Annotated in this window: 25 protein-coding genes and 1 tRNA gene; 14 read left to right on the forward strand and 12 right to left on the reverse strand. The window is 57.6% G+C overall.

Going from position 1 to position 22,457, the window contains the following annotated elements:
* Positions 1-199 precede the first annotated feature (199 nt).
* Positions 200-532, forward strand: a complete 333-nt coding sequence (locus tag J9788_RS05875; protein ID WP_046896269.1) for a DUF2502 domain-containing protein — start codon at positions 200-202, stop codon at positions 530-532.
* 4 nt (positions 533-536) lie between these two features.
* Here the strand turns inward: J9788_RS05875 and J9788_RS05880 are convergent, their stop codons facing one another.
* The 3 genes from J9788_RS05880 to J9788_RS05890 all read right to left on the reverse strand — a co-directional run bounded on the left by J9788_RS05880 (position 537) and on the right by J9788_RS05890 (position 4,296).
* The gene (locus J9788_RS05880; RefSeq protein ID WP_025303751.1) at positions 537-1,271 is read right to left on the reverse strand and encodes a LytTR family DNA-binding domain-containing protein; all 735 of its coding nucleotides are present in this window, start codon (positions 1,269-1,271) and stop codon (positions 537-539) included.
* Positions 1,268-2,959: a sensor histidine kinase gene (locus tag J9788_RS05885; protein WP_025303750.1), complete on the reverse strand. Its 1,692-nt coding sequence runs from the start codon at positions 2,957-2,959 to the stop codon at positions 1,268-1,270. Before J9788_RS05885 ends, J9788_RS05880 begins: the two co-directional genes overlap by 4 nt.
* A gap of 92 nt (positions 2,960-3,051) precedes the next feature.
* Positions 3,052-4,296 carry a DUF1479 domain-containing protein gene (locus tag J9788_RS05890; protein WP_046896270.1) on the reverse strand — a complete coding sequence of 415 codons (1,245 nt, stop codon included), beginning with the start codon at positions 4,294-4,296 and terminating at the stop codon, positions 3,052-3,054.
* Positions 4,297-4,464: 168 nt separating this feature from the next.
* Between J9788_RS05890 and J9788_RS05895 the strand changes: the two genes are divergently transcribed.
* The 3 genes from J9788_RS05895 (at position 4,465) to J9788_RS05905 (ending at position 6,989) form a co-directional block, all read left to right on the forward strand.
* A complete protein-coding gene (locus J9788_RS05895; protein WP_182264089.1) occupies positions 4,465-5,004 on the forward strand; it encodes a GNAT family N-acetyltransferase in 540 nt (179 codons plus the stop codon).
* A gap of 119 nt (positions 5,005-5,123) precedes the next feature.
* A complete protein-coding gene (gene alaC, locus J9788_RS05900; protein ID WP_033651990.1) occupies positions 5,124-6,353 on the forward strand; it encodes an alanine transaminase in 1,230 nt (409 codons plus the stop codon).
* A gap of 111 nt (positions 6,354-6,464) precedes the next feature.
* Positions 6,465-6,989 carry a cytochrome b gene (locus tag J9788_RS05905; protein ID WP_033643933.1) on the forward strand — a complete coding sequence of 175 codons (525 nt, stop codon included), beginning with the start codon at positions 6,465-6,467 and terminating at the stop codon, positions 6,987-6,989.
* A 58-nt stretch (positions 6,990-7,047) separates the two neighbouring features.
* Here J9788_RS05905 and ypdK read toward each other — a convergent pair whose 3' ends face one another.
* The 3 genes from ypdK to J9788_RS05920 form a co-directional block, all read right to left on the reverse strand.
* Complete coding sequence (gene ypdK, locus J9788_RS05910) at positions 7,048-7,122, reverse strand: membrane protein YpdK (RefSeq protein ID WP_099782600.1); 75 nt, start codon at positions 7,120-7,122, stop codon at positions 7,048-7,050.
* A gap of 558 nt (positions 7,123-7,680) precedes the next feature.
* Positions 7,681-8,118 (reverse strand): hypothetical protein, encoded by a 438-nt coding sequence (locus tag J9788_RS05915; RefSeq protein WP_182264090.1) that lies wholly within the window; start codon positions 8,116-8,118, stop codon positions 7,681-7,683.
* Positions 8,119-8,201: 83 nt separating this feature from the next.
* Positions 8,202-8,654, reverse strand: a complete 453-nt coding sequence (locus J9788_RS05920) for a DUF805 domain-containing protein (RefSeq protein ID WP_033643931.1) — start codon at positions 8,652-8,654, stop codon at positions 8,202-8,204.
* Between the two features lie 279 nt (positions 8,655-8,933).
* Between J9788_RS05920 and mltB the strand changes: the two genes are divergently transcribed.
* Entirely contained in the window at positions 8,934-10,022 is a 1,089-nt protein-coding gene (mltB, locus tag J9788_RS05925; RefSeq protein WP_033632457.1) for a lytic murein transglycosylase B, read from the forward strand.
* 57 nt (positions 10,023-10,079) lie between these two features.
* Here mltB and J9788_RS05930 read toward each other — a convergent pair whose 3' ends face one another.
* Positions 10,080-11,231, reverse strand: a complete 1,152-nt coding sequence (locus tag J9788_RS05930) for a porin (RefSeq protein WP_033632458.1) — start codon at positions 11,229-11,231, stop codon at positions 10,080-10,082.
* A 396-nt stretch (positions 11,232-11,627) separates the two neighbouring features.
* On the opposite strand from J9788_RS05930, the gene J9788_RS05935 reads away from it, so the two are divergent.
* The 3 genes from J9788_RS05935 to J9788_RS05945 are packed head-to-tail and all read left to right on the forward strand — an operon-like array spanning position 11,628 to position 13,194.
* Positions 11,628-11,918 carry a hypothetical protein gene (locus J9788_RS05935; protein WP_033632459.1) on the forward strand — a complete coding sequence of 97 codons (291 nt, stop codon included), beginning with the start codon at positions 11,628-11,630 and terminating at the stop codon, positions 11,916-11,918.
* Positions 11,919-11,964: 46 nt separating this feature from the next.
* Positions 11,965-12,888: a DMT family transporter gene (locus J9788_RS05940; protein WP_046896274.1), complete on the forward strand. Its 924-nt coding sequence runs from the start codon at positions 11,965-11,967 to the stop codon at positions 12,886-12,888.
* 3 nt (positions 12,889-12,891) lie between these two features.
* Positions 12,892-13,194 (forward strand): hypothetical protein, encoded by a 303-nt coding sequence (locus J9788_RS05945; RefSeq protein ID WP_182264091.1) that lies wholly within the window; start codon positions 12,892-12,894, stop codon positions 13,192-13,194.
* A gap of 11 nt (positions 13,195-13,205) precedes the next feature.
* Here the strand turns inward: J9788_RS05945 and dsdC are convergent, their stop codons facing one another.
* From dsdC to J9788_RS05960, 3 genes are all read right to left on the reverse strand, one after another.
* The gene (gene dsdC / locus J9788_RS05950; protein WP_182264092.1) at positions 13,206-14,135 is read right to left on the reverse strand and encodes a DNA-binding transcriptional regulator DsdC; all 930 of its coding nucleotides are present in this window, start codon (positions 14,133-14,135) and stop codon (positions 13,206-13,208) included.
* A 453-nt stretch (positions 14,136-14,588) separates the two neighbouring features.
* Positions 14,589-14,840, reverse strand: coding sequence for a CsbD family protein (locus tag J9788_RS05955; protein WP_046896277.1), 252 nt, complete (start codon positions 14,838-14,840; stop codon positions 14,589-14,591).
* 134 nt (positions 14,841-14,974) lie between these two features.
* On the reverse strand, positions 14,975-16,471 hold the full coding sequence (locus J9788_RS05960) for a PAS domain S-box protein (RefSeq protein ID WP_046896278.1): 1,497 nt from the start codon (positions 16,469-16,471) through the stop codon (positions 14,975-14,977).
* Positions 16,472-16,699: 228 nt separating this feature from the next.
* Here J9788_RS05960 and J9788_RS05965 point away from each other — a divergent pair, with 228 nt between their 5' ends.
* From J9788_RS05965 to J9788_RS05980, 4 genes are all read left to right on the forward strand, one after another.
* Complete coding sequence (locus tag J9788_RS05965; protein WP_182264093.1) at positions 16,700-17,671, forward strand: hypothetical protein; 972 nt, start codon at positions 16,700-16,702, stop codon at positions 17,669-17,671.
* Between the two features lies 1 nt (position 17,672).
* Positions 17,673-17,894, forward strand: coding sequence for a hypothetical protein (locus tag J9788_RS05970; protein WP_033643922.1), 222 nt, complete (start codon positions 17,673-17,675; stop codon positions 17,892-17,894).
* 700 nt (positions 17,895-18,594) lie between these two features.
* Positions 18,595-19,395 carry a helix-turn-helix domain-containing protein gene (locus J9788_RS05975; RefSeq protein ID WP_089197288.1) on the forward strand — a complete coding sequence of 267 codons (801 nt, stop codon included), beginning with the start codon at positions 18,595-18,597 and terminating at the stop codon, positions 19,393-19,395.
* Between the two features lie 19 nt (positions 19,396-19,414).
* Positions 19,415-19,657 (forward strand): hypothetical protein, encoded by a 243-nt coding sequence (locus tag J9788_RS05980; RefSeq protein ID WP_182264094.1) that lies wholly within the window; start codon positions 19,415-19,417, stop codon positions 19,655-19,657.
* Between the two features lie 71 nt (positions 19,658-19,728).
* Here the strand turns inward: J9788_RS05980 and J9788_RS05985 are convergent.
* Together J9788_RS05985 and J9788_RS05990 are read right to left on the reverse strand one after the other, a co-directional pair.
* Positions 19,729-19,803: transfer RNA gene (locus J9788_RS05985), tRNA-Arg, on the reverse strand.
* A gap of 129 nt (positions 19,804-19,932) precedes the next feature.
* Entirely contained in the window at positions 19,933-20,859 is a 927-nt protein-coding gene (locus J9788_RS05990; protein ID WP_046896283.1) for a formate/nitrite transporter family protein, read from the reverse strand.
* A gap of 229 nt (positions 20,860-21,088) precedes the next feature.
* Between J9788_RS05990 and ccmA the strand changes: the two genes are divergently transcribed.
* Both ccmA and ccmB read left to right on the forward strand, forming a co-directional pair.
* Positions 21,089-21,721 carry a cytochrome c biogenesis heme-transporting ATPase CcmA gene (gene ccmA, locus J9788_RS05995; RefSeq protein ID WP_015378626.1) on the forward strand — a complete coding sequence of 211 codons (633 nt, stop codon included), beginning with the start codon at positions 21,089-21,091 and terminating at the stop codon, positions 21,719-21,721.
* Entirely contained in the window at positions 21,721-22,380 is a 660-nt protein-coding gene (ccmB, locus tag J9788_RS06000) for a heme exporter protein CcmB (protein ID WP_049200134.1), read from the forward strand. Before ccmA ends, ccmB begins: the two co-directional genes overlap by 1 nt.
* The last annotated feature ends 77 nt before the right edge of the window (positions 22,381-22,457 follow it).

Here is a 22,457-nt window from a genome sequence, read left to right on the forward strand (position 1 = left end):
CCCGTGAAATGCCGGGGGTGACACGTGATCTACATCAAAGATATCAACGATTTATTGTTAATCGCCGGTGAACGATTGTGGTGGAATTGTGAAGGATGCGTCTGAAAGGCGTAAATCGGCATTGCGCCTATAGAGCGGCGGTGAGCGCGGAGCTATGTTATCTGCGATCGGACAAGGTCCGCTCTGCAGGAGCCATGAAATGAAAAAAACGCTGTTGTTACTGGCTGCGCTGCTGGCGCTGCCGCTGGCGAGCCAGGCCGACGTCTCCATCGGCGTGAACGTGCCTGGCCTGTCGTTGCATATCGGCGATCGCGACAATCGCGGCCATTACTGGGACGGCTATCGCTGGCGCGATCCGCGCTGGTGGGCCGATCACCGCCGGTATGAACGCCCGCGCGGGTACTATTACGGCCCGCCGCCCCGGGTGATTTACTACGGGCCGCCGCCGCGCGACTGGCGCGACCGGCCGCATTACCGCATGCCGCCACCGCCGCCGCCGGGGTATTACTATCGTCCGGGCCCGCGCTGGTAAGCGCTTACAGGCGCATCAGCTTGCGGAACTCTTTCACCTTGCTGCGGCTGACCGGCACTTCAAACTCGAGATCGCTCAGCCGCAGAATGTAGGTATTGTTGAACCAGGGCACGATCTCGCGGATCTTCGCCAGGTTAACGCAGTAAGAGCGGTGGCAGCGGAAGAAATGCTCTTCCGGCAGCCGGCCGTAAAACTCGGTGATGTTCATCGGCATCACGAACTCTTCCCGGCGGGTATAGACCCGCGTCACCTTTTCATCGGCGGCGGCGTAATAGATATCGTTGATGTCGGTAACGATGATCCGCTCGTCTTTGATCAGGTTGATGCTGTGGCTGCCGCGGCTCGGCGCGCTGGCCGGCTCCGTCGCGCCGGCGGGGCGATGATGCAGCGCCTCCAGCTTTTGCAGCATGGTGACGATGCGCGCCTCGTGATAGGGCTTGAGGATATAGTCGAACGCTTCGATCTCGAACGCTTCCACCGCGTGCTCTTTATAGGCGGTGATGAACACGATCGACGGCCGATGGGCGAATTTGCTGATGTTTTGCGCCAGCAACACGCCGTCCAGCGACGGGATGTTGATGTCGAGGAAAATGGCGTCGACCTGGTGGGTCTGCAGGTATTTGAGGACGTCGAGGCCATCCTCGAAGGTGGCGACGATATCGATATTGCTGTGTTTCTTGATCAGGTAGCTGAGTTCTTCCTGCGCGAGGAATTCGTCTTCCACGATAATGGCTTTCATGAGGCCTCCCCGACCGGCGGCGCGCTCGGCTCCTGGTGCAGCTTGCCGCCGTTTTTGCTGATGTAGAACGCGATTTCGGTGCCCGGCTCCAGGCGGCGGATATGCAGCCCTTCACCGTACAGCAGCGACACGCGGTGGTGTACGTTGAGCAGGCCGATATTGTGGCCCGGCATCTCGTTGCGCGCCACCCGATCGATGGTCTCCTGATTGATGCCGTGGCCGGTATCCTTCACCGAAATCTTCACCCGGTCGCCCTGATCTTTCACCGCGATCACCACTACCCCTTTGCCCTTGCAGGGCTGGATGCCGTGCACGATGGCGTTCTCCACCAGCGGCTGGATCAGCAGGCTCGGAATGCGCACCGAGACGTCGTCGTCGATGTCGTAAATCACCGTCAGCTTGGCGCCGAAACGCGCCTGTTCGATGGCGATGTAATCCTGGATCTGATGCAGCTCCTTGCGGATATCGATCAGTTCGTCGTTCAGCTCCAGGTTGTAGCGCAGGTAGCGCGACAGGTTGATGATCAGCTGGCGCGCGGTGTCCGGATTCAGACGGATGGAGGAAGAGATGGCGTTCAGCGCGTTGAACAGGAAGTGCGGGTTAATCTTGCTCTGCAGCGCGCGCATTTCGGCTTTATCCGCCATCTGGCGCAGGTGCTCGATGCGCGAAACCTCCATCTGGGTGGAGATGATCTGCGACAGCCCGACCGCCATCACCTTCAGCGTGTTGGTGATCTGGTGAGCGTGGCAGTAGTAAATTTTCAGCGCGCCGGTCACTTCGCCTTTTTCCCACAGCGGCACCACCAGCTGCGAATGGATCTGCGGCGCGGCCGGATTTTCCAGGTTGTTTTTGATGATGATTTTGCCGTGGCGAATGCTTTCGCGAGTGACGCGGCTCAGCCCTTCGCGGCCGATCGGGTAGGCTTCGCGCCCTACGCCGACGTAAGCCAGCACCTGATGGGTATCGGTGATCGCCACTGCGTCGGCGCGGATATCCTGGCGGATGATATCGCAGATGGTGGCCAGCGATTCGCTGTTGATGTTGCGGAAATAGGGCAGCGTCTTGTGGGCGATATCCAGCGCCAGCTTGGCCTGGCGCGCGGCGATCACTTCTTTTTCATCTTCGACGCTCTGCACCAGCAGCACGATCAGGCCGATGCACACCGTGCCGAGGATCATCGGCAGCGCGATCTGCGACACGATGTCGAGCCCGAGCTCGGTCGGCTTGGCCCACAGCACGATCAGTAGCATGGTGAGGGATTCGCACAGCATGCCGCCGACGATGCCGGCGCGCCAGCGCTGCTCTTTTTTGACCTTGAGGTTGATGTAACCGGCGCTGATGCCGGCGATGATGCTGGTGATAAGGCAGGGCACCGAGGTGATGCCGCCGATGTCGATCAGATAGCGGTGCACCCCGGCGATGATGCCGGTGACGATCCCCACCCAGGGGCCGAACAGGATGCCGCCGGCCATGATGGCGATGACGCGCACGTTGACCAGCGAGCCCTCAACGTTGATGCCGGAGTAGGTGCTGAACAGCGCGAACAGCGAGAAGATTGCCGTGACGATGCCGAGCTCGAGCGGCGTATGGTCTTCTTTTTGCAGCAGTTGGCGGAACAGCCGGGTGCGGGTCAGGAAAAACAGACAGATCAACATCAGCGCGGCGCGATCAAACACCGCCAACAGCATTTCAAAAAAAGGGTGCACGACGGGGTCTCGCTGCGGCCTACGGATGACGGCAGTATACCACAGCGAGAGAGGCCCGTGGCTGGGGGCGGCGGTCAGCGCATGCCGAGCTGCGCTTTGCCCAGCGGCGTCAGCAGCTCGACGGTGGCGCGGCCCTCGAAATCGACCTCGAAATCGTCGGGGGCGAAGTCCGGCGGCGTTCTGCCGTCGATAAAGCTCGGCAGCTGGCGCTGCAGATAGGCGTCGTTTTTCTCGCAGCCCGGTGCGGCGGCGATGTACATCACGTTGCTGTCGAACTCGCCGTTATGTTCGTTCTCCACCGCGTGGATCACATCGCAGTGCCAAAAGACCGTGTCGCCCGGCTCCAGATCGGGAATAGGGGAAATCCCGCTTAATAAAAGGGGATGCCATTTTTCCGAGATCGACAGCGCGCGACCCGGCGCCGCATCGCACAGATCGTCATCGGCGACGTCGTCCTGCAGCGCGCGCAGCAGCACATAGGCCATGGCGTTGGCGATCGGCACCAGGTTCAGCGTGCCGGCGTTGGTGCGCTGCGGCGTCAGCGCCGTCCAGCCCTGGAAGGTGCGGAACATCGAGCAGACTGCCGGGGAGGCTATTTCGCGCACTTCGGTGCGGCCGTCGGCGGCGAAGGGATCGTACTGCTGCCAGTTGCCGGAGAAGACGTGGCGATACACATAGCGGAAGTTCTCGTCCAGCCAGCGCTCGATGGTGCCGCTGTCGACGTGCGGCGACAGGCCCAGCGACGAGGAGTTCGGCGGGCGGCGGCGGGTGCGATCGGCGTAGGTGGCGACGCGAGTCGGATCGAAATGCTGCTTGCCGTTGCTTTCGGTGGCCCACAGGCTGTTGAGGAACACCTGCACCGCATGCATGCGCGCGTCCTGCCGCGCTTCAACCTGCGGTTTTGACCAATAGATGCCGTAAATCTGTGGCTTGCTGGCGGCCAGCTTGCCGAAATAGTTGTCTTCGGCGGCGTTTTTCAATCGCTCGACGAAGTTGTTGCGCTCGAGATAGTCGCCGATTTCCCGGTTCCAGCCTTCGGCCTTGGCGCGGGGAAACACGCCGCGAATGGCGCAGGCGCCGCGCTGTTTGATCAGCGCTATTTGTTGATCGCTGACGCGCTGCTGCAGGATATCTTCCGCGTCGATCTGCGGCACCGGATTATGGCCGGCGGCCAGTTCGCGGCGGATCTGGTCGACCTGGCCGCGGATGTTCTCCTCCAGCGCCTGAAAGACTTCGCGGTAGTTCGGCAAGGCCTGGCGCAGCTGGCGCTTGACGTTAACGATCGTCTGCGGAATATCATCGATGACTAAAGAGGCCATGGTGTTCTCCTGGTGCCGCGTGAGTCACTGCGGCGGGCAGTTGTAGGGAATCGGGCAAGACGTTATGGTTTTGTGGTTTTAACGTGAATGATTATCGGCAACCAATCGGGGAAAATAAAGAGATATCTTTCATTCGTAATTTCCTCTTTTTCGTTTTTCGGAGATTTTATGCAGCTGGTCACTGAACGTCTGCACTTACAGTCGATAACCGCCGAGGATTGGCCGCTGTTTCTGCGCCTTTACCAGGATCCTGAGGTGATCCGCTATATCGCCGATCCGCTCAGCGAAGTGGCGATCCGCGAGCGTTTCGACGCGCGGCTGCCGGCCTGGGACAAACACGGCGAACAGTGGCTGTGCCTGGTGATGCGTGAGAAGCACAGCGGGGAGGCGGTGGGCATTACCGGCTTTCGCCCGCACTGGCTGCCGTATCGGCAAGCGGAGGTGGGATACGGGAGTTTGCCTGCCGGGCAGGGCAAGGGCTATGGCAAGGAGTCGCTGCGGGCGGTGCTGGATTTTGCGGTGAACGCCTGCGGTTTTCACAAGCTGACCGCTACCGTGACCTCCGGCAACCTCGCCTCGCGCGGTCTGCTGGAGTCGTGCGGTTTTCAGTTGGAAGGCACGCTGCGCGATAACTTCCGCCTGGCGGGAGAGTGGCGCGACGACTGGCTGTTCGGGCTGCTGGCGGCGGAGTTTCAGGGCGGCAAATAAAAATATCGCGCCGGGTATCGACAAGCTCGTCGGCGCTGCGCTATTTTCGATATTCGGTCAGTTCGCTGGCCAGCGTCGCTCGGACGGTCCGGGCGCTAACGTTTATCGAGGAATCCCCTATGGCTGATAACAGTCCACAGCGCCGTTTCACGCGCATTGAACGCCTTCCCCCTTACGTATTCAACATCACCGCCGAACTGAAGATGGCCGCACGCCGTCGCGGCGAGGATATTATCGACTTCAGCATGGGTAACCCCGACGGCCCGACGCCGCCGCACATCGTGGAAAAACTGTGCGCCGTCGCCCAGCGCGATGACACCCACGGTTATTCCACCTCGCGCGGCATTCCGCGCCTGCGCCGCGCCATTTCGCGCTGGTATGCCGATCGTTATCAGGTGGATATCGATCCGGAAAGCGAAGCCATCGTCACTATCGGTTCGAAAGAGGGGCTGGCGCACCTGATGCTGGCGACCCTCGATCACGGCGATACCGTGCTGGTGCCGAACCCCAGTTACCCGATCCACATTTACGGCGCGGTGATCGCCGGCGCTCAGGTGCGCTCGGTGCCGCTGGTGGACGGCGTAGACTTCTTCGGCGAGCTGGAGCGCGCCATTCGCGAAACCATTCCGCGCCCGAAAATGATGATCCTCGGCTTCCCGTCCAACCCGACCGCGCAGTGCGTGGAGCTGGATTTCTTCGAGCGGGTGGTGGCGCTAGCCAAACAGTACAACGTGCTGGTGATCCACGATCTGGCCTATGCCGACATCGTCTATGACGGCTGGAAAGCGCCGTCGATCATGCAGGTGCCGGGGGCGAAAGACATTGCGGTGGAGTTCTTCACCCTGTCGAAAAGCTACAACATGGCCGGCTGGCGCATCGGTTTCATGGTCGGCAACCCCGAGCTGGTCAGCGCGCTGGCGCGCATCAAAAGTTATCACGACTACGGGACCTTTACGCCGCTGCAGGTCGCGGCCATCGCCGCGCTGGAAGGCGATCAGCAGTGCGTGCGCGATATCGCCGAGCAGTATCGGCAGCGCCGCAACGTGCTGGTTAAGGGGCTGCATGAGGCCGGCTGGATGGTGGAAAATCCAAAGGCGTCGATGTACGTCTGGGCGAAAATTCCCGAACCTTATGCCCATCTCGGTTCGCTGGAGTTCGCCAAACGCCTGCTGGCGGAAGCCAAGGTTTGCGTTTCGCCGGGCATCGGCTTCGGCGATTATGGCGATACCCATGTGCGCTTCGCGCTGATCGAAAATCAGGACCGTATCCGCCAGGCGGTGCGCGGCATCAAGGCGATGTTCCGTGCGGACGGGTTGCTGATGCCGGGCAAAGGCGGCGGCACCAAATAATCCTGTCAGGCCGGATGTTTGTCCGGCCTTATTTTTTCCCGCCCCAAGGTTTTCTTCATTATTTCCCCATTATGCTCGACTACGCTGAATTTTATTTTTTGGACAGAGTGTATGAGCAACCGCTACGCGCGATCGCAAATCGTTTTACATTGGTTGACGCTGCTGATGGTGATCCTCACCTACGCGGCGATGTTGCTGAAGGATTCGGTGCCGGAGGCGTGGGCGCCGCTGGTCAAAAATCTGCACTTTAATTTTGGGGCTTCGGTTTTTGCCCTGATGCTGATTCGGCTGGCGGTGCGCACTCTCCACGCGACGCCGCCGACCACGCCGCCGCTGGAGGAATGGCAGGAAGTGGGCGCCAAGATCTTCCATTGGCTGCTGTACGTGGTATTCCTGATGTTGCCGCTGCTGGGCGTGTTAACCCTGGCCTACGGCGGGAAATCGTGGACTTTACTGGGGTGGCCGGTACCGCAATGGGTGACGCCGGATCCGGTGATGCGCAAGCTGGTTAAAACGGTTCATGAGACGCTGGCGAATATCGGCTACTTTATCATTGGCGCGCATGCGCTGGCGGCGCTGTATCACCACTACCTGCGCAAGGACGACACCCTGCGCCGCATGATGCCGGGCAAATAACGGCGAACGACGGAAACGACAAAGGGACGCTCGCGCGTCCCTTTGGCTGTGTTCCCGGTCAGGCAACCATCAACATGAAGGTGCCAACCCAGGCAACCAGCATGAATGACACGCCCATCAAAAAATATTTCACTGAACAACTCCTGTCTGGAGTCCTCGCCAGCAATGATCCCGATTGTTGTGCTGAGTGTTTTATGGGCAACCTGTTTGTCGGGCGGGTTCTTCCAAACGAAAGAACAACGTCCTCGCGCGCGGGTTGTCCGGTTGTCGCGCCTCATGCTCCGTGAGGTAAAATCCGAACCGCGACAGGATCGGCGCTAATGTACTCTCAATACTGGTCTGATTTCAATACTGTGTTTTTGATCACAATTTTCGGCTGTTTTTTGAACAGGGCGCGCTGTTTTATAACGCTTTTTATCGGCGGGCGACAGGAACTAGCCCGCCGTGGCGGGCTGTAAAATAAGGGATGAAGCAATGCAGCGGCAGGCGCTCAGGCGACGGCGTTGATGCCGGTCGCCAGAATGACCCAAAAAACGAGACAAGACAGCAGAATAACGGCCCAAATATGACGGCGACTCCACTCCATTTTTAGCCTTCGTTGTTGCGACAGAGGATTAGGTAACGATCACATCGGCGCGAATGGAGGAAAATTTAGCCCCTGCGGATAATATTTTGCTTACCTGTTGCTAACTTATTGGCAAACTTCACTTATTGTCACACGCACGTCGTAGCCCAGCAGATACAGCGCCTGCTCCAACGCTTCCACCTTCGAGGCGTAACCGATATCCAGCAACCGCTCCATTTGCCCGCCGTTGAAACCCAGCTTGCGCGCCAGCGCCGCTTTACCGGTGTTTTTGCGCAGCATGGCGTTGTGCAGTTCGATTTTCAGCGCCACCAGCGCCGGCAGATGTACCCTCAACTCATCGGCTTGCAGAGGGGAAGGGGCGGGCAGGGGCAAACCTTCATCCATCGTGGCGGCGAGGGCGGCCAACAGGCTTTCCTGCGCCTCCAGTTCGATGTCTTCGCGTTTATAGCAGGCGGTTTGCCACTCGGGGAAGTCGCGAAAACCGAGCTGCCAGGCGTCGCTGTCGCGATCGAAGGCGTAATGGGCGAAGTAATGGCTGAACATGGCGATCCCTGATTAAAACCTGAATGAGGCGCTATTGTGACGGTACGGCCGGCGGATAGCCATAGCCTTGAGCGGAATGGCACTCAATCGGTCTGTTCACGCGGCTTGCGTCGCAGCCCGTCGGGCGGCAACAGCAGGGCGCAGACCATGACTGCCAGACTGAACAACGGCAGCCAGCGCGCTACCGGGCCGGGGGAGTAGTTGTTGAGCACCGAGCAAACATAGCACGCGACGGCCAACGCCCAACCGGGCAGGCCGATATCGTTGAGTCGGAACGCGGTTTTGGCCATGAACCACGTGACCAGGCCGAAACAGAACAACGCCCACACCATAATGCACAGCAGATACAGCAGCACCGAGACGAATTCGGCGCCGTCGCCGTGCGCGTGGGCGCGAAAATGGTTTTTATCCAGATAGGTCGACAGAAACGACAGCAGCACGATACCGATGGCGAAGATCGCCAGCGAGAAAATAAACGGTTTGCGCGAGATGCGCCCACGGTACAGGTCTTTGGCGAGTTGTCCGAGAGATTCCATCACAGTCCATTGTCGTGATCATTGCGGCGATAGCCGGGTGGCAAGCAGTCGGGCATTTTATCGGGGCAAACGTGGGCGTCAAGGTGATAACTTTTCTCATTTAGTTGCGGTTGAGTTTCAGCGCGGCCGCACCGGGCGTTCTTTGCCCGTGCAAAACGTCACAATTTGGCACGTTTGGCTACCTGACGCGGTCATTGGCGGCATAATCCTGTTTGTTCGCATTGAACAATGCATTAACATAACTCCCACTTATCTCTTGCATGGCTATATGGATATCCGATGCGTCACCTGGTTGCGCTTTTACCGCTGATTACCTTGCTTGCTGCCTGTAGCAGCACGCCGAAACCCAGTACCACCGCTACGCCGCAGAGCGCCCCGGTAAAGGGCGGCTTTTTGCTGAGCCCGGCGCACAGCGGCGCGCCGCTGGGTGGGGATTTCGCCAATAACCCGAATACTGCGCGCTTTATCGAGAAGATGGTGCAGGAACACGGTTTTGACCGGCAGCAGCTGCACGACGTGCTGGCGCAGGCTCGGCGATTGGATTCGGTGCTGCGGCTGATGGACAGGCAGGCGCCGACGCCGTCTACCCAGGGGCCAACCGGGCCGAATGGCTCCTGGCTGCGCTACCGCAACAAGTTCATCACCCCGGATAACGTGCAAAACGGCGTAGTGTTCTGGAATCAATATCAGGATGCGCTGCAGCGTGCCTGGCAGGTGTACGGCGTGCCGCCGGAGATTATCGTGGGGATTATCGGCGTGGAAACCCGTTGGGGCCGCGTAATGGGTAAAACCCGCATTATCGATGCGCTGGCGACGCTGGCCTTCGACTACCCGCGCCGCGCCGATTACTTCGCCGGTGAGTTGGAAACCTTCTTGCTGATGTCGCGCACCGAAGGCGACGATCCGCTCGAGTTGCGCGGCTCCTTCGCCGGTGCGATGGGCTACGGGCAGTTCATGCCTTCTTCCTTCAAAAGCTATGCGGTCGATTTCAACGGCGATGGGCATATCAACCTGTGGGATCCGGTCGATGCCATCGGCAGCGTGGCCAATTACTTCAAAGCGCACGGCTGGTCCAAAGGCGAGCCGGTCGCCATTCAGGCCAACGGCCAGGCGCCGGGGTTGGAAAACGGCTTCAAGACGCGCTACTCGGTCGCCGCGCTGGCCGAAGCCGGCCTGAGCCCGCAGGGTTCGCTCGGCGATAACCAAGAGGCCAGCCTGCTGCGGCTGGATGTCGGCACCGGCTACCAGTATTGGTACGGTCTGCCGAACTTCTACGTCATCACCCGCTATAACCACAGCACCCATTACGCCATGGCGGTATGGCAACTGGGCGAAGCGGTCGGGCGCTCGGCGCGCGGTGGCTTCTGACGCTGCGTCAATAAACGAAAAAGGCCGCTTGTGCGGCCTTTTTTGCATTCTGAGTAATCAGAAATCGTAGCGCAGACGCACCACGGTCATATCGCCGAGGTTGTCGGTGCTCGATGTCAGTACGTGCTCCACGTCAACGCGGAAACCGTAGTCGAACTGTACGGTCACCCCGAGGCCGTTATCGATGCGCTGGTAGTTGCGGCCGGTGATGTATTCCAGGCGGTCGCCCATGAAGTACGGCATCACCGATTTCACCGCGTACTGGCCAACCGGCACGGTATAACCGGCCAGGTATTCGATACCCCACGCATCGCCGGCGAAGTAATTATTAACGTCGGCTTTTTTGGTGGTCAGGAAGTCGTTGTAGTAACCGCCGCCGAAGGTCAGGGTCCAGTTGTCCGGTTTCCAGCTGATGGCGGTACCGAAAATGTTCTGGTCATAGCTCTTGCTGCCGCTGGTGGACGGATTGCGCATTTCGGCGCGGGTATAGTTCCAGGCGGTGCCCCAGGTCAGGTCCGGCGTAATGTGGTAATCCACACCCAGAGAGCCGCCGCCTTTGCGCTTGTAGCGCAGGCCGTTGCCCGGCAGGTAGTCGCTGTCGCTGAACAGGTACGAAGCGTAAACGTCCGCATCGCCGAAGCGGTTCTTGTACTTCAGCATTTTGCGTGAACGGTAAGAGCCGTCGTAGTCGCCGTTGATGCCGTTGCCCGGCGCCTGGGCCAGCATGTCGTAGTCCCAGATATCGGTCTTGGCGCCCACCACGTCATAATAAACGCTGTTCTGCTGACCGAAGGTCATCTGGCCCCAGGTATTGCTTTTCAGGCCGGTGTACAGCATGCGGCGGCTGGTGTTTCTCGCGCCGTCGGCATAGTGGTGATCCCAGTCAAACAGCGCCGGAATGTTCACGCCCAGCTCGTAGTAGCTGATCCAGCTGATATCGTCGAACAGATAGTAGTCCGCAGCGAAACGGAAGCGGGTGCCGCCGTCGAAGCCGTTACGCTTGTACGAGCCCTTGTCACCGTCGCCCGTCATGTTGTTGAACTGCGGACGAATACTGCCGCCAACGGTGAAGTTAAGGCGGCTGAGCGGATCGCCGGCCTGTGGATCTTGCTTCAGCAGGGTGATTTCCGCCTGAGCGGCGAACGACGCGCTGCCGATCGCCAGACCCAGCGCCACCGCTTGAGTCATTACGCGCAATTTCATTGCCATGTGTTATCCCTGTTTTAGGTATGACCGCCCTCATCAGCGCCGCCATGCCGATGTTTTGCGCAGAAAGCTGCATTTTTGCGCATTTTGACGGTTTTTTTGGTTTTTTAGCGGCGGGCGGCATTTGTAGCATAAACGGTAAAATAAATAATTACTTTTCTTGCTAATTATTGGCCGGTTTTTGACCATTTCGTGCGGTGAAAGTGGCCGCTCTGCCTCTCTCTCCACTCGGATGAATTCATTTAACGCCAAGGTTTATATTTTTCATTTGTCAGTCACCAACCCCAGCCTGTAATTTCAGCCATGCAAGAGATAATTAATTCCAGCCTGTCACCGCCGTATTAACGTGAGCCATTTTTGCGTAATCGGTTGGCAGGAATAAGCGATTGGGAGGTCGCCATGAGAAATCTGTTAATGCTGTTGGTGGGGCTGTTTTCATTACCGGCGATGGCGGCGGAGTCGCACGTTTGCCATTCTCAAGCTTATGATTATGCAGAGGTTAGTAAGTTAAGGTTGTCTGACGACACGCTGTTTTTCTGCCGCGACGTGGGACGCCTGACGATCCCTGAATTGGCGCGAAAAGGCTGGAAGGTGATTCACCTGGCGCAGCAAACTGAATATACCGACTCCGTCGACAGCGATGGCGAAGTTATTAAGCTTTATCAGGAAATCGTGGTGTATAAAGAATAACGCGACGGCAGCCTGTGATTATTTCAACGGCGGCGGGAATCCTATTATGAATGCAAGAATCGGTATCGACGGCAGGGCTGCCGCCGCCATGGTGATGCTATGCGCCATTTGGGGGATGCAGCAGGTGGCGATCAAGGCCGCCGAGCCGGATGTGTCGGCGGTGCTGCAAATTGCCATTCGCTCCGGTCTCGCCGCGCTGGGGGTTTACCTGCTGGCGCGTTGCCGCGGCGAGTGCTTCACCTGGGATCGCGCCACGCTGAGCGCCGGTTTGAGCGTAGGGGCATTGTTCGCGCTGGAGTTCTTTTTTGTCTCCGAAGGGCTGCGCTATACCAGCGCTTCGCATATGGCGGTGTTTTTGTACACCGCGCCGCTGTTTTCCGCTCTCGGCCTGCATTTTCTGATTCGCCAGGAACGCCTGTCGCCGGTGCAGTGGCTTGGCATGCTCATCGCCTTTGGCGGCGTGGTGTTGGCCATATCGGGCATGGCTGAGGGCAGCGGCGACGCAGCTCGGTTAAAGGGCGATCTCTACGGCCTGCTGGCGGGGATCGCCTGGGGCGGTTCTACGCTGGTGATCCGTACCACGCGTCTGGCGGAGTGCCCGGCTAAACAGACGCTGCTGTTCCAGTTGACGGGCGCCTGCGTGCTGCTGTCGTTGCTGGCGATAGCGTCGGGCAATTTGCACGTCGTCATGAGCACGGTGGCCTGGAGCAGTTTGCTGTTCCAAACGGTGATCGTGTCGTTTTTCAGCTACCTGATCTGGTTTTCACTGTTGCGCCGCTATCAGGCTTCTTCGCTGGGCATTCTCACCTTTATGACGCCGGTATTCGGCATCCTGGCTGGGGTCGTCATGCTCGGCGAGCCGCTGCAAATTGAGTTTGTATTGGGTGCCGTGCTGATCGTACTGGGGTTAATCGTGGTGAGTTGTTCATATCTTATTTATTTTGACCGTAGGGTGGCACCAAAAATATAAATTATGGATGTTGATGTACAAAATTACCAAATAAGCTGCGCAAGCCAATTCATTATTCAGATGCAAATATCCCGCTATGCCTGGGGCGTGCCGTTGATTACGCTCAGCGATAACGGTGACTTTACCGTGATAAGAAACCGAGGTTGGTCGAAATTGGCTAACGGGATGCCGCTGGAGGTTTATTACTTTGCCAATAATTCCCTGCTGACCTGGGATAAAAATCGGAAATACATCTCCTATTCAGAAGACGGGCGCATTTATTCCTGTGCGCTGCACTTCTCTTATTCCCCCAACATATGGAAATAAGCCTCTGGCCGTCAGGCCAGAGGAAAGGTCTTCATGATCCACTGCTTAAACGCGAGGATCTTCGGCCACTGCCGCTCGGAGATGGTCGAGGTAAAATAGCAGTGCTCACAGGGCACGGTCATATTGCTGAACGGGATGATCAGCTCACCGCTTTTGATCCAATCCTGCACCAGATTGAGCCGCCCCATGGCGACGCCAAGGTGCCGCGTGGCGGCCAGCACCGCAAGATCGGAGCGGTCGAACTCCATACTTTTACTGTCGGTATCCAGCCCCAGCGCAAAGTGTTGTGACCAGGTTTGCCACTCATCTTCGCCGGAGTTGTAGCGATCGTGCAGTAGCGTACAGTGAGCCAGGTTTTCCGGCGCATCATACAGATTGTGTGCGGCGGCGTACTGCGGCGTGCAGATCGGCACCATCGATTCCTGCATAAAGGCCTCTTCCAGATGCCGCCCCGAGCGCAGTTTGCCGAAGTACATCGCCAGATCCACGCCGCGGTTGGCCAGGTTGATGATTTCCTGCCCGGTCAGAATGTTGAGGTGAATGGTGGGGTGCTGGGCGATAAAGTCGCCGATGCGCGGCAGCAGCAGACATTGCACCAGGGACGGGTGCGAGTAAAGGGTCAAGGTCCCCGTCAACTCGCGATTTTTGATGTCCAGGATTTCCTGATTCAAGGTGTTGAAGGAGCTGTCCAGCGCCCATTGCATGCGTTCGCCCTCCGGCGTCAGCGTAATTCTGCGATGAAAGCGTTGGAATAGCAGAAACCCCAATTCCTTTTCGAGCAAATTAATGCGGTGGCTCACGGCACTGGGGGTGATCGACAATTCTTGTGCCGCCAGCGCAAAAGATAAATGACGGGCGACGCATTCGAAAGTATGCAGCCTGGAAAATTGATAGCTGGTCAGCGGGGTCGCCCGCTGCGAATGTTTTTTACTGGGGAACATGCTATTTCTCCGTGCGCATAATCCGGTAATATTAACATTTAATGGCGCGGAGGATAAACCCAGCCTGATTGATATATTCGGTTTTTATGTCGAGGAATTTCGTTATGTTGAGGGAAAATTAACTTACTTGCATAACAAGCGGAAATAACAGGCGCTGGGGGCGTTGATTGAGAGAGCGATGATAATCAGCAATAGGACGAATATAATAAAAGAGGTGCCGTTAAGCCGCGAGTGAAGGCGGTGTGCGACAGCTTGAACGATAAAGGCTCATGTTCCATGCGGGATATAACGGTTTCGCCATAATAATCCGTCGCATGGCGACGCAGAGCACGCGTTAAGCCCGGATGCCAACGAGAGGGAGGCAGCAATCCCCCGCCTGGCCAGAGAACCGTGCCCGGTGGCTGCCCACCGGACACGGCATTCAGGGAAAAGCGGTTTGCTCGTCGGCGCTGATCAACGGCGGCGCAGCAGCAGGCCGGCCAACAGACCTGCGCCGGCAATGAGTGCCAACGCGGCGAGGGGATTTTTCTTCATCATGCTGCCGGCGCAGCTCAGGGCGTCGCCGTATTTTTCTTGCAGCGCGCCCACTGCCTGGCGCGTGACGCCTTCGGCCTGCCAACGTTCGTTGCCGCTGACGTCGCCCGCGATTTCCTGCGCTTTGCCCGCCACTTTTTCCATCATGCCATTGGCTTTTTCGCTGTTCATTATGATGCGCTCCTTAGGTTCGATCCGTTTGGCATTCGCACAGGGCGAAAGCCTGCATTTGCACCGCCATGTTATGCACTTCACTCGGTGCTCATAAGGGGCGTTTGCATCGGTATGGCTAGTGCATTTGCAGGCTACTTGCCATTCATCGAGGCCGGTCCGCCGGTAAACAGCCCGCGTTCTCTGGCCCATACGATGGCTTCGCTGCGGCTGTGCACGCCGAGTTTGGAATAGACCGTCGCGACATGATTGCGAATGGTGTTGAGCGCCAGATTGAGGCGCGCCGCGATTTTCTTGTCCGGCAGTCCCTCGCAGATCAAACCCAGCACATCGCGCTCGCGCGGGGTGAGATCGCTGGCGGCAAACCCGGCCTGGTTGGACCGATTGATGCTTTTCACATTAGCCAGTTTTTCGATCAGGGTTTGGCTAAACCACGAGGCGTCCTGCATCACTTCCTCGATGGCGTTCACCAGCTCCAGCTCCGAGCGCTTGCGTTCGGTAATGTCCATGAGCACCAACAGATAGCAGGGCGCATTATGGATGCTGACGGCATCCGCCGAGGCCACGCAGTCGATTAACTCGCTCCCTTTCTTGCGCACCCGGATGTCCATCCCTTCAACATTGCCGGTTTTTTCCAGGGCGGCAAACAAACGGCTGCCCGCCTCGGGATCGTCAAAAACCGGGATCTCGTCGACCGATTTGCCGATCAAGGCTTCGGCGTTGTATTCGATGGCGCGGACGAAGGCTTCGTTAACATCCAGCACGCGCCGCCCGTCTGCAGTACACACCAGCGTTGGCACCGGGCTCAGGCGAAAAGACTTGGCGAACCGCTCTTCACTTTCTCGCAGCGCCGATTCAGCCTGGCGCCGGGGTTCGAGATCGGTAAACGTGAACAGCATGCAGTCGTCTTCATTGATGTCCAACGGCTGACCGGCAACCACCACCAGCTTGCTGCCTCCGTCGGGCAGTTTCAGTTCGGCCTCCATCTGCGGAATGGTGGCGCCTTCCCCCAGGCGCTGCACGGCCAGCTCTTTATGCTCGGCCTGTTGCAGGACGTCCAGTTCATAAACCGAACGCCCCAAGACCTGTTCACGTTGGTAACCGGTCATATCAAGGAACCCTTGATTGACCTTGACGTAGCGCAGATCGCTGAGCCGACAGATGACCGCCGGCGCCGGATTGGCGTTAAAGGTTTTTTCAAAGCGCTGTTCGGCGCTGGCCCACTCCGTCGCGTCGCTCATGATCAGCGCCAGCAGCTCCGGCTGCCCCTGCGGATCGGTGACGATCAGGCTCCGCAGGCGGTGCACCCAGAAACTGTCCGGATCGTCGACCTGGCGAACTTCCACCACCACATCGGTGAAGGTCTCGCCATCGGCAACCCGGTTCAAAGGGTACTGTTCCAAAGTCAGCGGATGGTTGTTGCGATAGCGCAGGGCAAAACGCGCCGCGTACTCACCGGCATTGGCCCCCAGGGCTTGCTGGTGGCTCACGCCATGCATGGCTAACGCGGCCTCGTTGGCCCATAGCAGGGTTTGATCGGTATCCGTCAGGATCACGCCGTCGGACAAGCCGGAGATGATTTGCTGCAGGTGGCCGCGGTTGGTTTCGCTGGCCAAGACGGATTGGCTCATGTGTTCTCCGCTAGACAGAAGGGGAGCGGCCTCTTAAGGCGGCCGCGGGTTACGCTACTCGCTGAGCAGCTTAGTGCATAACGTGCGTATTCGCAGGGTGTGAATGCACCAGGCGTTCTGGTGCAAATGAACCGGGACGGCCGATGATGCCGCGCGGCAGACTGAATTTGTCTGCGCGGTTTTGTGCCGTGCGTGCAATCACTTGTCCAGAAAATATAAGGAACAACGATGACCACTGTCTATGAATCAAATCGCTTTGCGTTTCAGGTGTCATGGGGCTCGATATTGGCCGGGAGTGCCGTGGCGCTGGTGACTTATCTGATATTCAGCGTGCTGGGGACGGCGATCGGTGCCCAGGCCGTGGATATGATGCAAAAGGGCAACCCGCTGAGCGGATTTGGCACCGGCACCGGGATCTGGCTGCTGGTTTCAACGCTGGCGTCGCTGGCCGCGGGCGCATTCGTCGCTGGCCGCACCGCGCCGAATCGCGGCGGCTTGCATGGCCTGCTGAGCTGGGCGATCACCACCTTGCTGACCACCTGGTTGATGGTGTCGCTGGCAAGCGGTGTGGTGGGGCTGGCTGGCAACGCGGTTGGCAAAGGGCTCTCGCTGGCGGGCAGCGGCCTGGCGGCGGCGGCGCCAAGCGTGGGCGACAGCCTGAAGCAACAGTTGGATAAAAAGGGCATCAGCCTGGACTGGAGAAACCTGGAAAGCCAGTTGAACGCAACGCTTAAGCAGACCGGTAAGCCGGAGCTGGATCCGGCTCGGTTGGAGCAGAAAGCCAATCGGGCGGCCGCCGACGGCAAACAGTCGGCCGTGGATGCCGCGGCCGATCCGGCGCAGGCCGCCACTGAGCTTAAGCAGTGGTTCGAGCGCGTTAAGCAGTCCGGTGAGCCGACGTTGAGCGCCGCCGATAAGGACGCGCTGGTGAATATTGTTGCGGCACGCACCGGCAAGAGCCGTGATGAAGCGAGCCAAATCGTCGATAACTACGCCCAGGCTTATCAGCAGGCGGTGCAGAAGGTGGAAAAACTCAAGGCCGAGGCCGAGCAGAAAGCGCGTGAAGCGGCTGATGAAGCGGCCAAGCAACTCTCTCGCGCCGCGTGGGGCTCACTGCTGATACTGCTGCTCGGCGCTGCGTTGAGCGCCGGCGTGGGGCGAATTGCCGAGTCAACCCGCCGTACCGTCACGGTGAGTTGAGATGGGCAAAAACCTGTCGTGCATCTCGCTGAATTATCGAAAAGTGGCGGGAGCGTCCGCGCCCGTACTGGTCATCGATTTTTGCAACGAGAACAACGAGCGCTACACCTTGCGCTATAACTTGCCGCCGGATACCCCGGAACGGACCGAGCGACGGGTGTCCTTGCTGCTGTATCTGTTGCGTAAGCACAGAGCGGCAGAGATCGACAACCTGACGGACTAATCCGTACATTGGATGAAAAGCCCAGCCTTGCGTGCTGGGCTTTTTTTTGAGGAGCGGGCGGTTAGGGTAACAAACTATGGCGCGTATCGGCTTGGCGCTTGACGGCGGAGAGGCTGGCGCGGTGCGGGAGCATCCATGCCCCCCGGACGGGAAGGCAATATATGACCTCTAACATGATTTGTTGATGCATCCGCTTTTTCTGTGCAGGGAAAGATAAAAAAGAAACTCACTGTTGCGACAGGTGATTATTAAGCCTGATGTTCAGGCTTTGAGTTTATTCCTCTCAGCTTCCTTAGCCACGGCTCAGGCTTTACCCATTAGCTGCAATAAGTGTTATCAACAATCAAGGCTATAAAATGCGATTTCATTTCTGATGATGAAATTCCTATTCGGCCATGCAATTGATGCGATAAAAAAACACTTTAAGATAAAAAATTTAACAGAAAGTGTGATTCTCACTGGCGGCGCAAGTGCTCCTTTAATAGATGCACTTTGTGTCGTTAAATTTTGTTTTTCGATTTTCTTGTGGGTGGATTTATATAACATGATCGTTTTCAGTTATTTATATAATGACCTCTTGGAGGGTGTAAGAATAAAAAGAAGAGGGTGTGATTTTTTAGGATTAATCTTAATGACTTAATTTCTTCGCTTAACGATTTTAATGAAAAGGATACGGATTTTATAAATGCAAGGAGCGCACATGGATTACAGAAGAGATATTCTTTTACAAGTATTGGAGTATATGGAAAAGAATATTGTGGAGGGACTTTCGGTTGAGAAGGTTTCAATTATCTCGGGTTACTCTAAATGGCATTTACAGCGGTTGTTTAAGCATTATTTTGGCATTACGCTCGGGACGTATATCAGGAATAGAAAGCTGAGCCGATCGGCTGTCTTGCTCAAACAGCATCAAGGGAACATATTGGATGTCGCCTTGGCATCGGGGTTTGCCTCTCAGCAATGCTACACCCGGGCATTCAAACGTTTCTTTGGCGAAACGCCCAACAGCTTTAGAAACAGCCGGGGATGGGATTTTTCCACGCAGATCCCCCCGTACGGCAACGATAATAAACCCTATTTCTATCATACGGTCATGCCGGATGACATCGAGATGCTGAAGCATTACAAAACATTAATTTTCCATTCTATAAGGAAATACAGAGATGCCAATGATATTGCGCAGACTAATGAGAAACGGCTAAGCAAAAATTGGGGGGCATATAATGTAGAGAAAAGCAGGGGGAATAAATGCCATGCCAATGGCAAGGATCAGGCAGTTTTTCACTCCATCTTCAACTTCTATATCCCAATGGGCAAATATATTGTTATTCCCTTTATGGGCGAGTTGCCTGAGTACGTTAATTTTTTTGAGGGGATATATGACGCTTACTTGCCGGCTATCAACGTCAAAATGAGAGAAAGCTTCTTTATCGAGCTATATAGAGATGAAAATTCAAACAGTAAGGTTATCAATGTCGATATACTTATTCCTGTGACGTAGTGATGGAAAAGGAGACGTCATGAATAGAGAAAATCGCCCCGATTCGATGAATAAACGGCACCACGCACTCCTGCTACTGTATTTAAGGCTGTCTGCCTTTGGACGAATCATCGTTGCCGGTTTAGGAAAACGGGCCATTCAATTCACGCTGGCATTTATTCTGTTCATGTTTTCAGGAAATGCGATGACCAATAATCGGGAACATCAGCCAATCGCGTTGGCAGGAATGACCTGGATGGCGTGCCTGCACCCGCAGGGATGAAATTAGGGCTGAGCAAGGGATTGAAGCAGGGGCCGCGGGCGGTCGATGCGCATTGGCTCGATAAGGAAAAATGGCGTCCCCGACTGGAATCGAACCAGTAACTAGCCCTTAGGAGGGGCTTGTTATATCCGTTTAACTACGGGGACGCTGCGGACCGGCAACCAAAGCTGCCGGGGCATTATACCTTTTTTTACCCGCAGAATAAGCGCTTAGCGGCGCGTTTGCTCAATACCTCGCCAGTTCGCGCCGAAATTTCCTCGGCTAACCGACGGCGATCACGGTTTTTCCCCGCCGTGGCGCCGTTTTTTCTCTTGCACGCGCGCCGCCTTATTTTTGGCGCTCAAATCGTTGCGGATTTGCGCGTGGCTTATCAGCGCAAAGATAAAGGTGCCGCCGATGATGTTGCCCGCCAGCGTCGGCAGGGCGAACGGATAAACGAATGCTTGCCATCCCATCGCGCCGTTGAACACCAGATACAGGATCTCCACCGAGCCGACCACGATATGCGTCAAATCGCAAATCGCCACCAGGTAGGTCATCAACACGATCACCCAGATTTTCGCCGCGCCGGCGGCCGGGAACATCCATACCATGGTGGCGATGATCCAGCCGGCCAGGATGCCGTTGGCGAACATTTCTCCCGGCGTATGGCGCATCACCTCTTCGCCCAGACTGATGAAGGCGCGGCGCGTTTCGGCGTCGAACAGCGGCATATGGGTAAACGCCAGCGCCGCCAGCGCGGTGCCGATCAGATTGCCGAGCAGCACTACGCCCCACAGGCGCAGCAGGATAAGCAGGTTGCGCGGCGTGGGCTTATGCATGATCGGCAACACCGCCGTGACGGTGTTTTCGGTAAACAGCTGCTGGCGCGCCATAATGACAATGATAAAACCGAAGGTGTAGCCGAGGTTCTCAATGAAAAAGCGGCTGGGATCGTCCGGCAAGCGGGCGTGGAAAATGCCTTTCGCCGCCAGCGAGGCGCCCATCGACAGCCCGGCGGCGATCGCCGACCACAGCAGCGCCAGCCCGTCGCGCTCCAGCTCTTTTTCGCCTTCCATCCGGATCTGCTCATGCACCGCCGCCGCGCGCGAAGGCAAATTTTCTTCCCTGACTTCGATTTCGCGTTTGCCCTGTTCCTGCTCTTCGCTCTCTACCTGCATTGTCTCATCCGGCTCGTGCTTCTGGCGTGGCTGTTCGTTCATGCTGTCGCTCCTGCTCAATAAGGGTGAGTTCACGTCATTAAGCGTAGTTGCCCGGCCTAAATGCGGCGAAATACAGAAAAAGGTAACAAGAGTTAAAATCCGCCGATTTTTTCCACGCATTCTTGATCCTGCTCGCCATATTGGCCCCTCGGCGCGCCCGCCGCAGGCTGCGTGTGGGGAAAGGCTTATGCTATGATTCGCTATCCCAAAGAAAAATATGAGTTCCCTGATGCTGGAAGCCAAAAGTCTGAGTTGCGTGCGCGATGAGCGCATCCTGTTTAGCGAGCTAAGCTTTTCAGTTCAGCCGGGCGATATCATTCAGGTAGAAGGGCCGAACGGCGCGGGCAAGACCAGTTTGCTGCGCATCCTCGCCGGTCTGGCGCGGCCGGACGGCGGTGAGGTGTGCTGGCGCGGGCGCAACACGCTGCGCGATCGCGCGGCGTATCAGCAAGATTTGCTGTTTATCGGCCATCAACCGGGCATCAAAGCCGTATTGACACCCTTCGAAAATCTGCAGTTTTATCAGGCGGTGCGCGGCGCGGCCGAGCATCAGGCCATCTGGCGCGCGCTGGAGCAGGTGGGGCTGGTGGGTTACGAAGATCTGCCGGTGGCGCAGCTGTCGGCGGGGCAGCAGCGGCGCGTGGCGCTGGCGCGCCTGTGGCTGAGCGCGGCGCCGCTGTGGATCCTCGATGAACCGTTGACGGCAATCGATAAACAGGGCGTGGCCGAGTTGATTAGCCTTTTTGAACAACATGCGCAGCGGGGCGGCATGGTATTGTTGACCACGCACCAGGATTTGGCCGGCGTCAGCCAAACGGTGGGCAAAATTCGTTTGGCGGAACACGACGCGGGGAGTTTGTGATGTTTTTGACTCTGGTGCGTCGCGAATTGAAGATCGCCTGCCGTAAAGGGTCGGAGATCGTCAACCCGCTGTGGTTTTTCCTGATTGTGATCACGCTGTTCCCGCTGGGGATTGGCCCTGAACCGCAGCTGCTGGCGCGCATTGCGCCGGGCATCGTGTGGGTGGCGGCGCTGCTGGCCTCGCTGCTGTCGCTGGAGCGGCTGTTTCGCGACGACTTTCTCGACGGTTCGCTGGAGCAGCTGTTGCTGCTGCCGACGCCGCTGCCGATGACGGTGCTGGGCAAAGTGTGTGCTCACTGGGTTGTGACGGGATTGCCGCTGCTGATCCTGTCGCCGCTGGTGGCGCTGCTGCTGTCGCTTAATATGCAAACCTGGCTGGCGGTGGCGGGTACGCTGCTGCTCGGCACGCCGACGCTGAGTCTGATCGGCGCTATCGGCGTGGGGCTGACCGTCGGCCTGCGCAAAGGGGGCGTGCTGCTCAGCCTGCTGGTGCTGCCGCTGTATATCCCGGTGCTGATCTTCGCCACCGGCGCGATCGACGCCGCCTCGATGGGCATGCCGATCGACGGTTATCTGGCGATACTCGGCGCGATGCTGGCGGGCAGCGTAACATTGGCGCCGTTTGCCACCGCGGCGGCGCTGCGAGTGAGCGTGCACTAGCTAACGTATTGAGAACAGACGGGGCAAGGCCGACAAGAGCGTACCCCACAGAAGATTTTCGCCGTTTCGAACGTTCG

The organism is Serratia sp. X10 (assembly GCF_017811775.1).
GTDB classification, from domain to species: Bacteria; Pseudomonadota; Gammaproteobacteria; order Enterobacterales; family Enterobacteriaceae; genus Serratia; species Serratia ureilytica.

Bases quoted from the DNA above. Each gene is read 5' to 3' on its own strand.
- J9788_RS05905 (WP_033643933.1), top strand. From the start codon at position 6,465: ATGAGCAACCGCTACGCGCGATCGCAAATCGTTTTACATTGGTTGACG.
- J9788_RS05875 (WP_046896269.1), top strand. From the start codon at position 200: ATGAAAAAAACGCTGTTGTTACTGGCTGCGCTGCTGGCGCTGCCGCTG.
- J9788_RS05990 (WP_046896283.1), bottom strand. From the start codon at position 20,859: ATGAACGAACAGCCACGCCAGAAGCACGAGCCGGATGAGACAATGCAG.
- J9788_RS05945 (WP_182264091.1), top strand. From the start codon at position 12,892: ATGGATGTTGATGTACAAAATTACCAAATAAGCTGCGCAAGCCAATTC.
- J9788_RS05960 (WP_046896278.1), bottom strand. From the start codon at position 16,471: ATGAGCCAATCCGTCTTGGCCAGCGAAACCAACCGCGGCCACCTGCAG.
- J9788_RS05970 (WP_033643922.1), top strand. From the start codon at position 17,673: ATGGGCAAAAACCTGTCGTGCATCTCGCTGAATTATCGAAAAGTGGCG.
- alaC (WP_033651990.1), top strand. From the start codon at position 5,124: ATGGCTGATAACAGTCCACAGCGCCGTTTCACGCGCATTGAACGCCTT.
- J9788_RS05890 (WP_046896270.1), bottom strand. From the start codon at position 4,296: ATGGCCTCTTTAGTCATCGATGATATTCCGCAGACGATCGTTAACGTC.
- J9788_RS05935 (WP_033632459.1), top strand. From the start codon at position 11,628: ATGAGAAATCTGTTAATGCTGTTGGTGGGGCTGTTTTCATTACCGGCG.
- J9788_RS05915 (WP_182264090.1), bottom strand. From the start codon at position 8,118: ATGTTCAGCCATTACTTCGCCCATTACGCCTTCGATCGCGACAGCGAC.
- J9788_RS05930 (WP_033632458.1), bottom strand. From the start codon at position 11,231: ATGGCAATGAAATTGCGCGTAATGACTCAAGCGGTGGCGCTGGGTCTG.
- dsdC (WP_182264092.1), bottom strand. From the start codon at position 14,135: ATGTTCCCCAGTAAAAAACATTCGCAGCGGGCGACCCCGCTGACCAGC.
- ccmA (WP_015378626.1), top strand. From the start codon at position 21,089: ATGCTGGAAGCCAAAAGTCTGAGTTGCGTGCGCGATGAGCGCATCCTG.
- J9788_RS05920 (WP_033643931.1), bottom strand. From the start codon at position 8,654: ATGGAATCTCTCGGACAACTCGCCAAAGACCTGTACCGTGGGCGCATC.
- J9788_RS05980 (WP_182264094.1), top strand. From the start codon at position 19,415: ATGAATAGAGAAAATCGCCCCGATTCGATGAATAAACGGCACCACGCA.
- J9788_RS05895 (WP_182264089.1), top strand. From the start codon at position 4,465: ATGCAGCTGGTCACTGAACGTCTGCACTTACAGTCGATAACCGCCGAG.
- J9788_RS05880 (WP_025303751.1), bottom strand. From the start codon at position 1,271: ATGAAAGCCATTATCGTGGAAGACGAATTCCTCGCGCAGGAAGAACTC.
- ccmB (WP_049200134.1), top strand. From the start codon at position 21,721: ATGTTTTTGACTCTGGTGCGTCGCGAATTGAAGATCGCCTGCCGTAAA.
- mltB (WP_033632457.1), top strand. From the start codon at position 8,934: ATGCGTCACCTGGTTGCGCTTTTACCGCTGATTACCTTGCTTGCTGCC.
- J9788_RS05965 (WP_182264093.1), top strand. From the start codon at position 16,700: ATGACCACTGTCTATGAATCAAATCGCTTTGCGTTTCAGGTGTCATGG.
- J9788_RS05955 (WP_046896277.1), bottom strand. From the start codon at position 14,840: ATGAACAGCGAAAAAGCCAATGGCATGATGGAAAAAGTGGCGGGCAAA.
- J9788_RS05940 (WP_046896274.1), top strand. From the start codon at position 11,965: ATGAATGCAAGAATCGGTATCGACGGCAGGGCTGCCGCCGCCATGGTG.
- J9788_RS05885 (WP_025303750.1), bottom strand. From the start codon at position 2,959: ATGCTGTTGGCGGTGTTTGATCGCGCCGCGCTGATGTTGATCTGTCTG.
- J9788_RS05975 (WP_089197288.1), top strand. From the start codon at position 18,595: ATGGATTACAGAAGAGATATTCTTTTACAAGTATTGGAGTATATGGAA.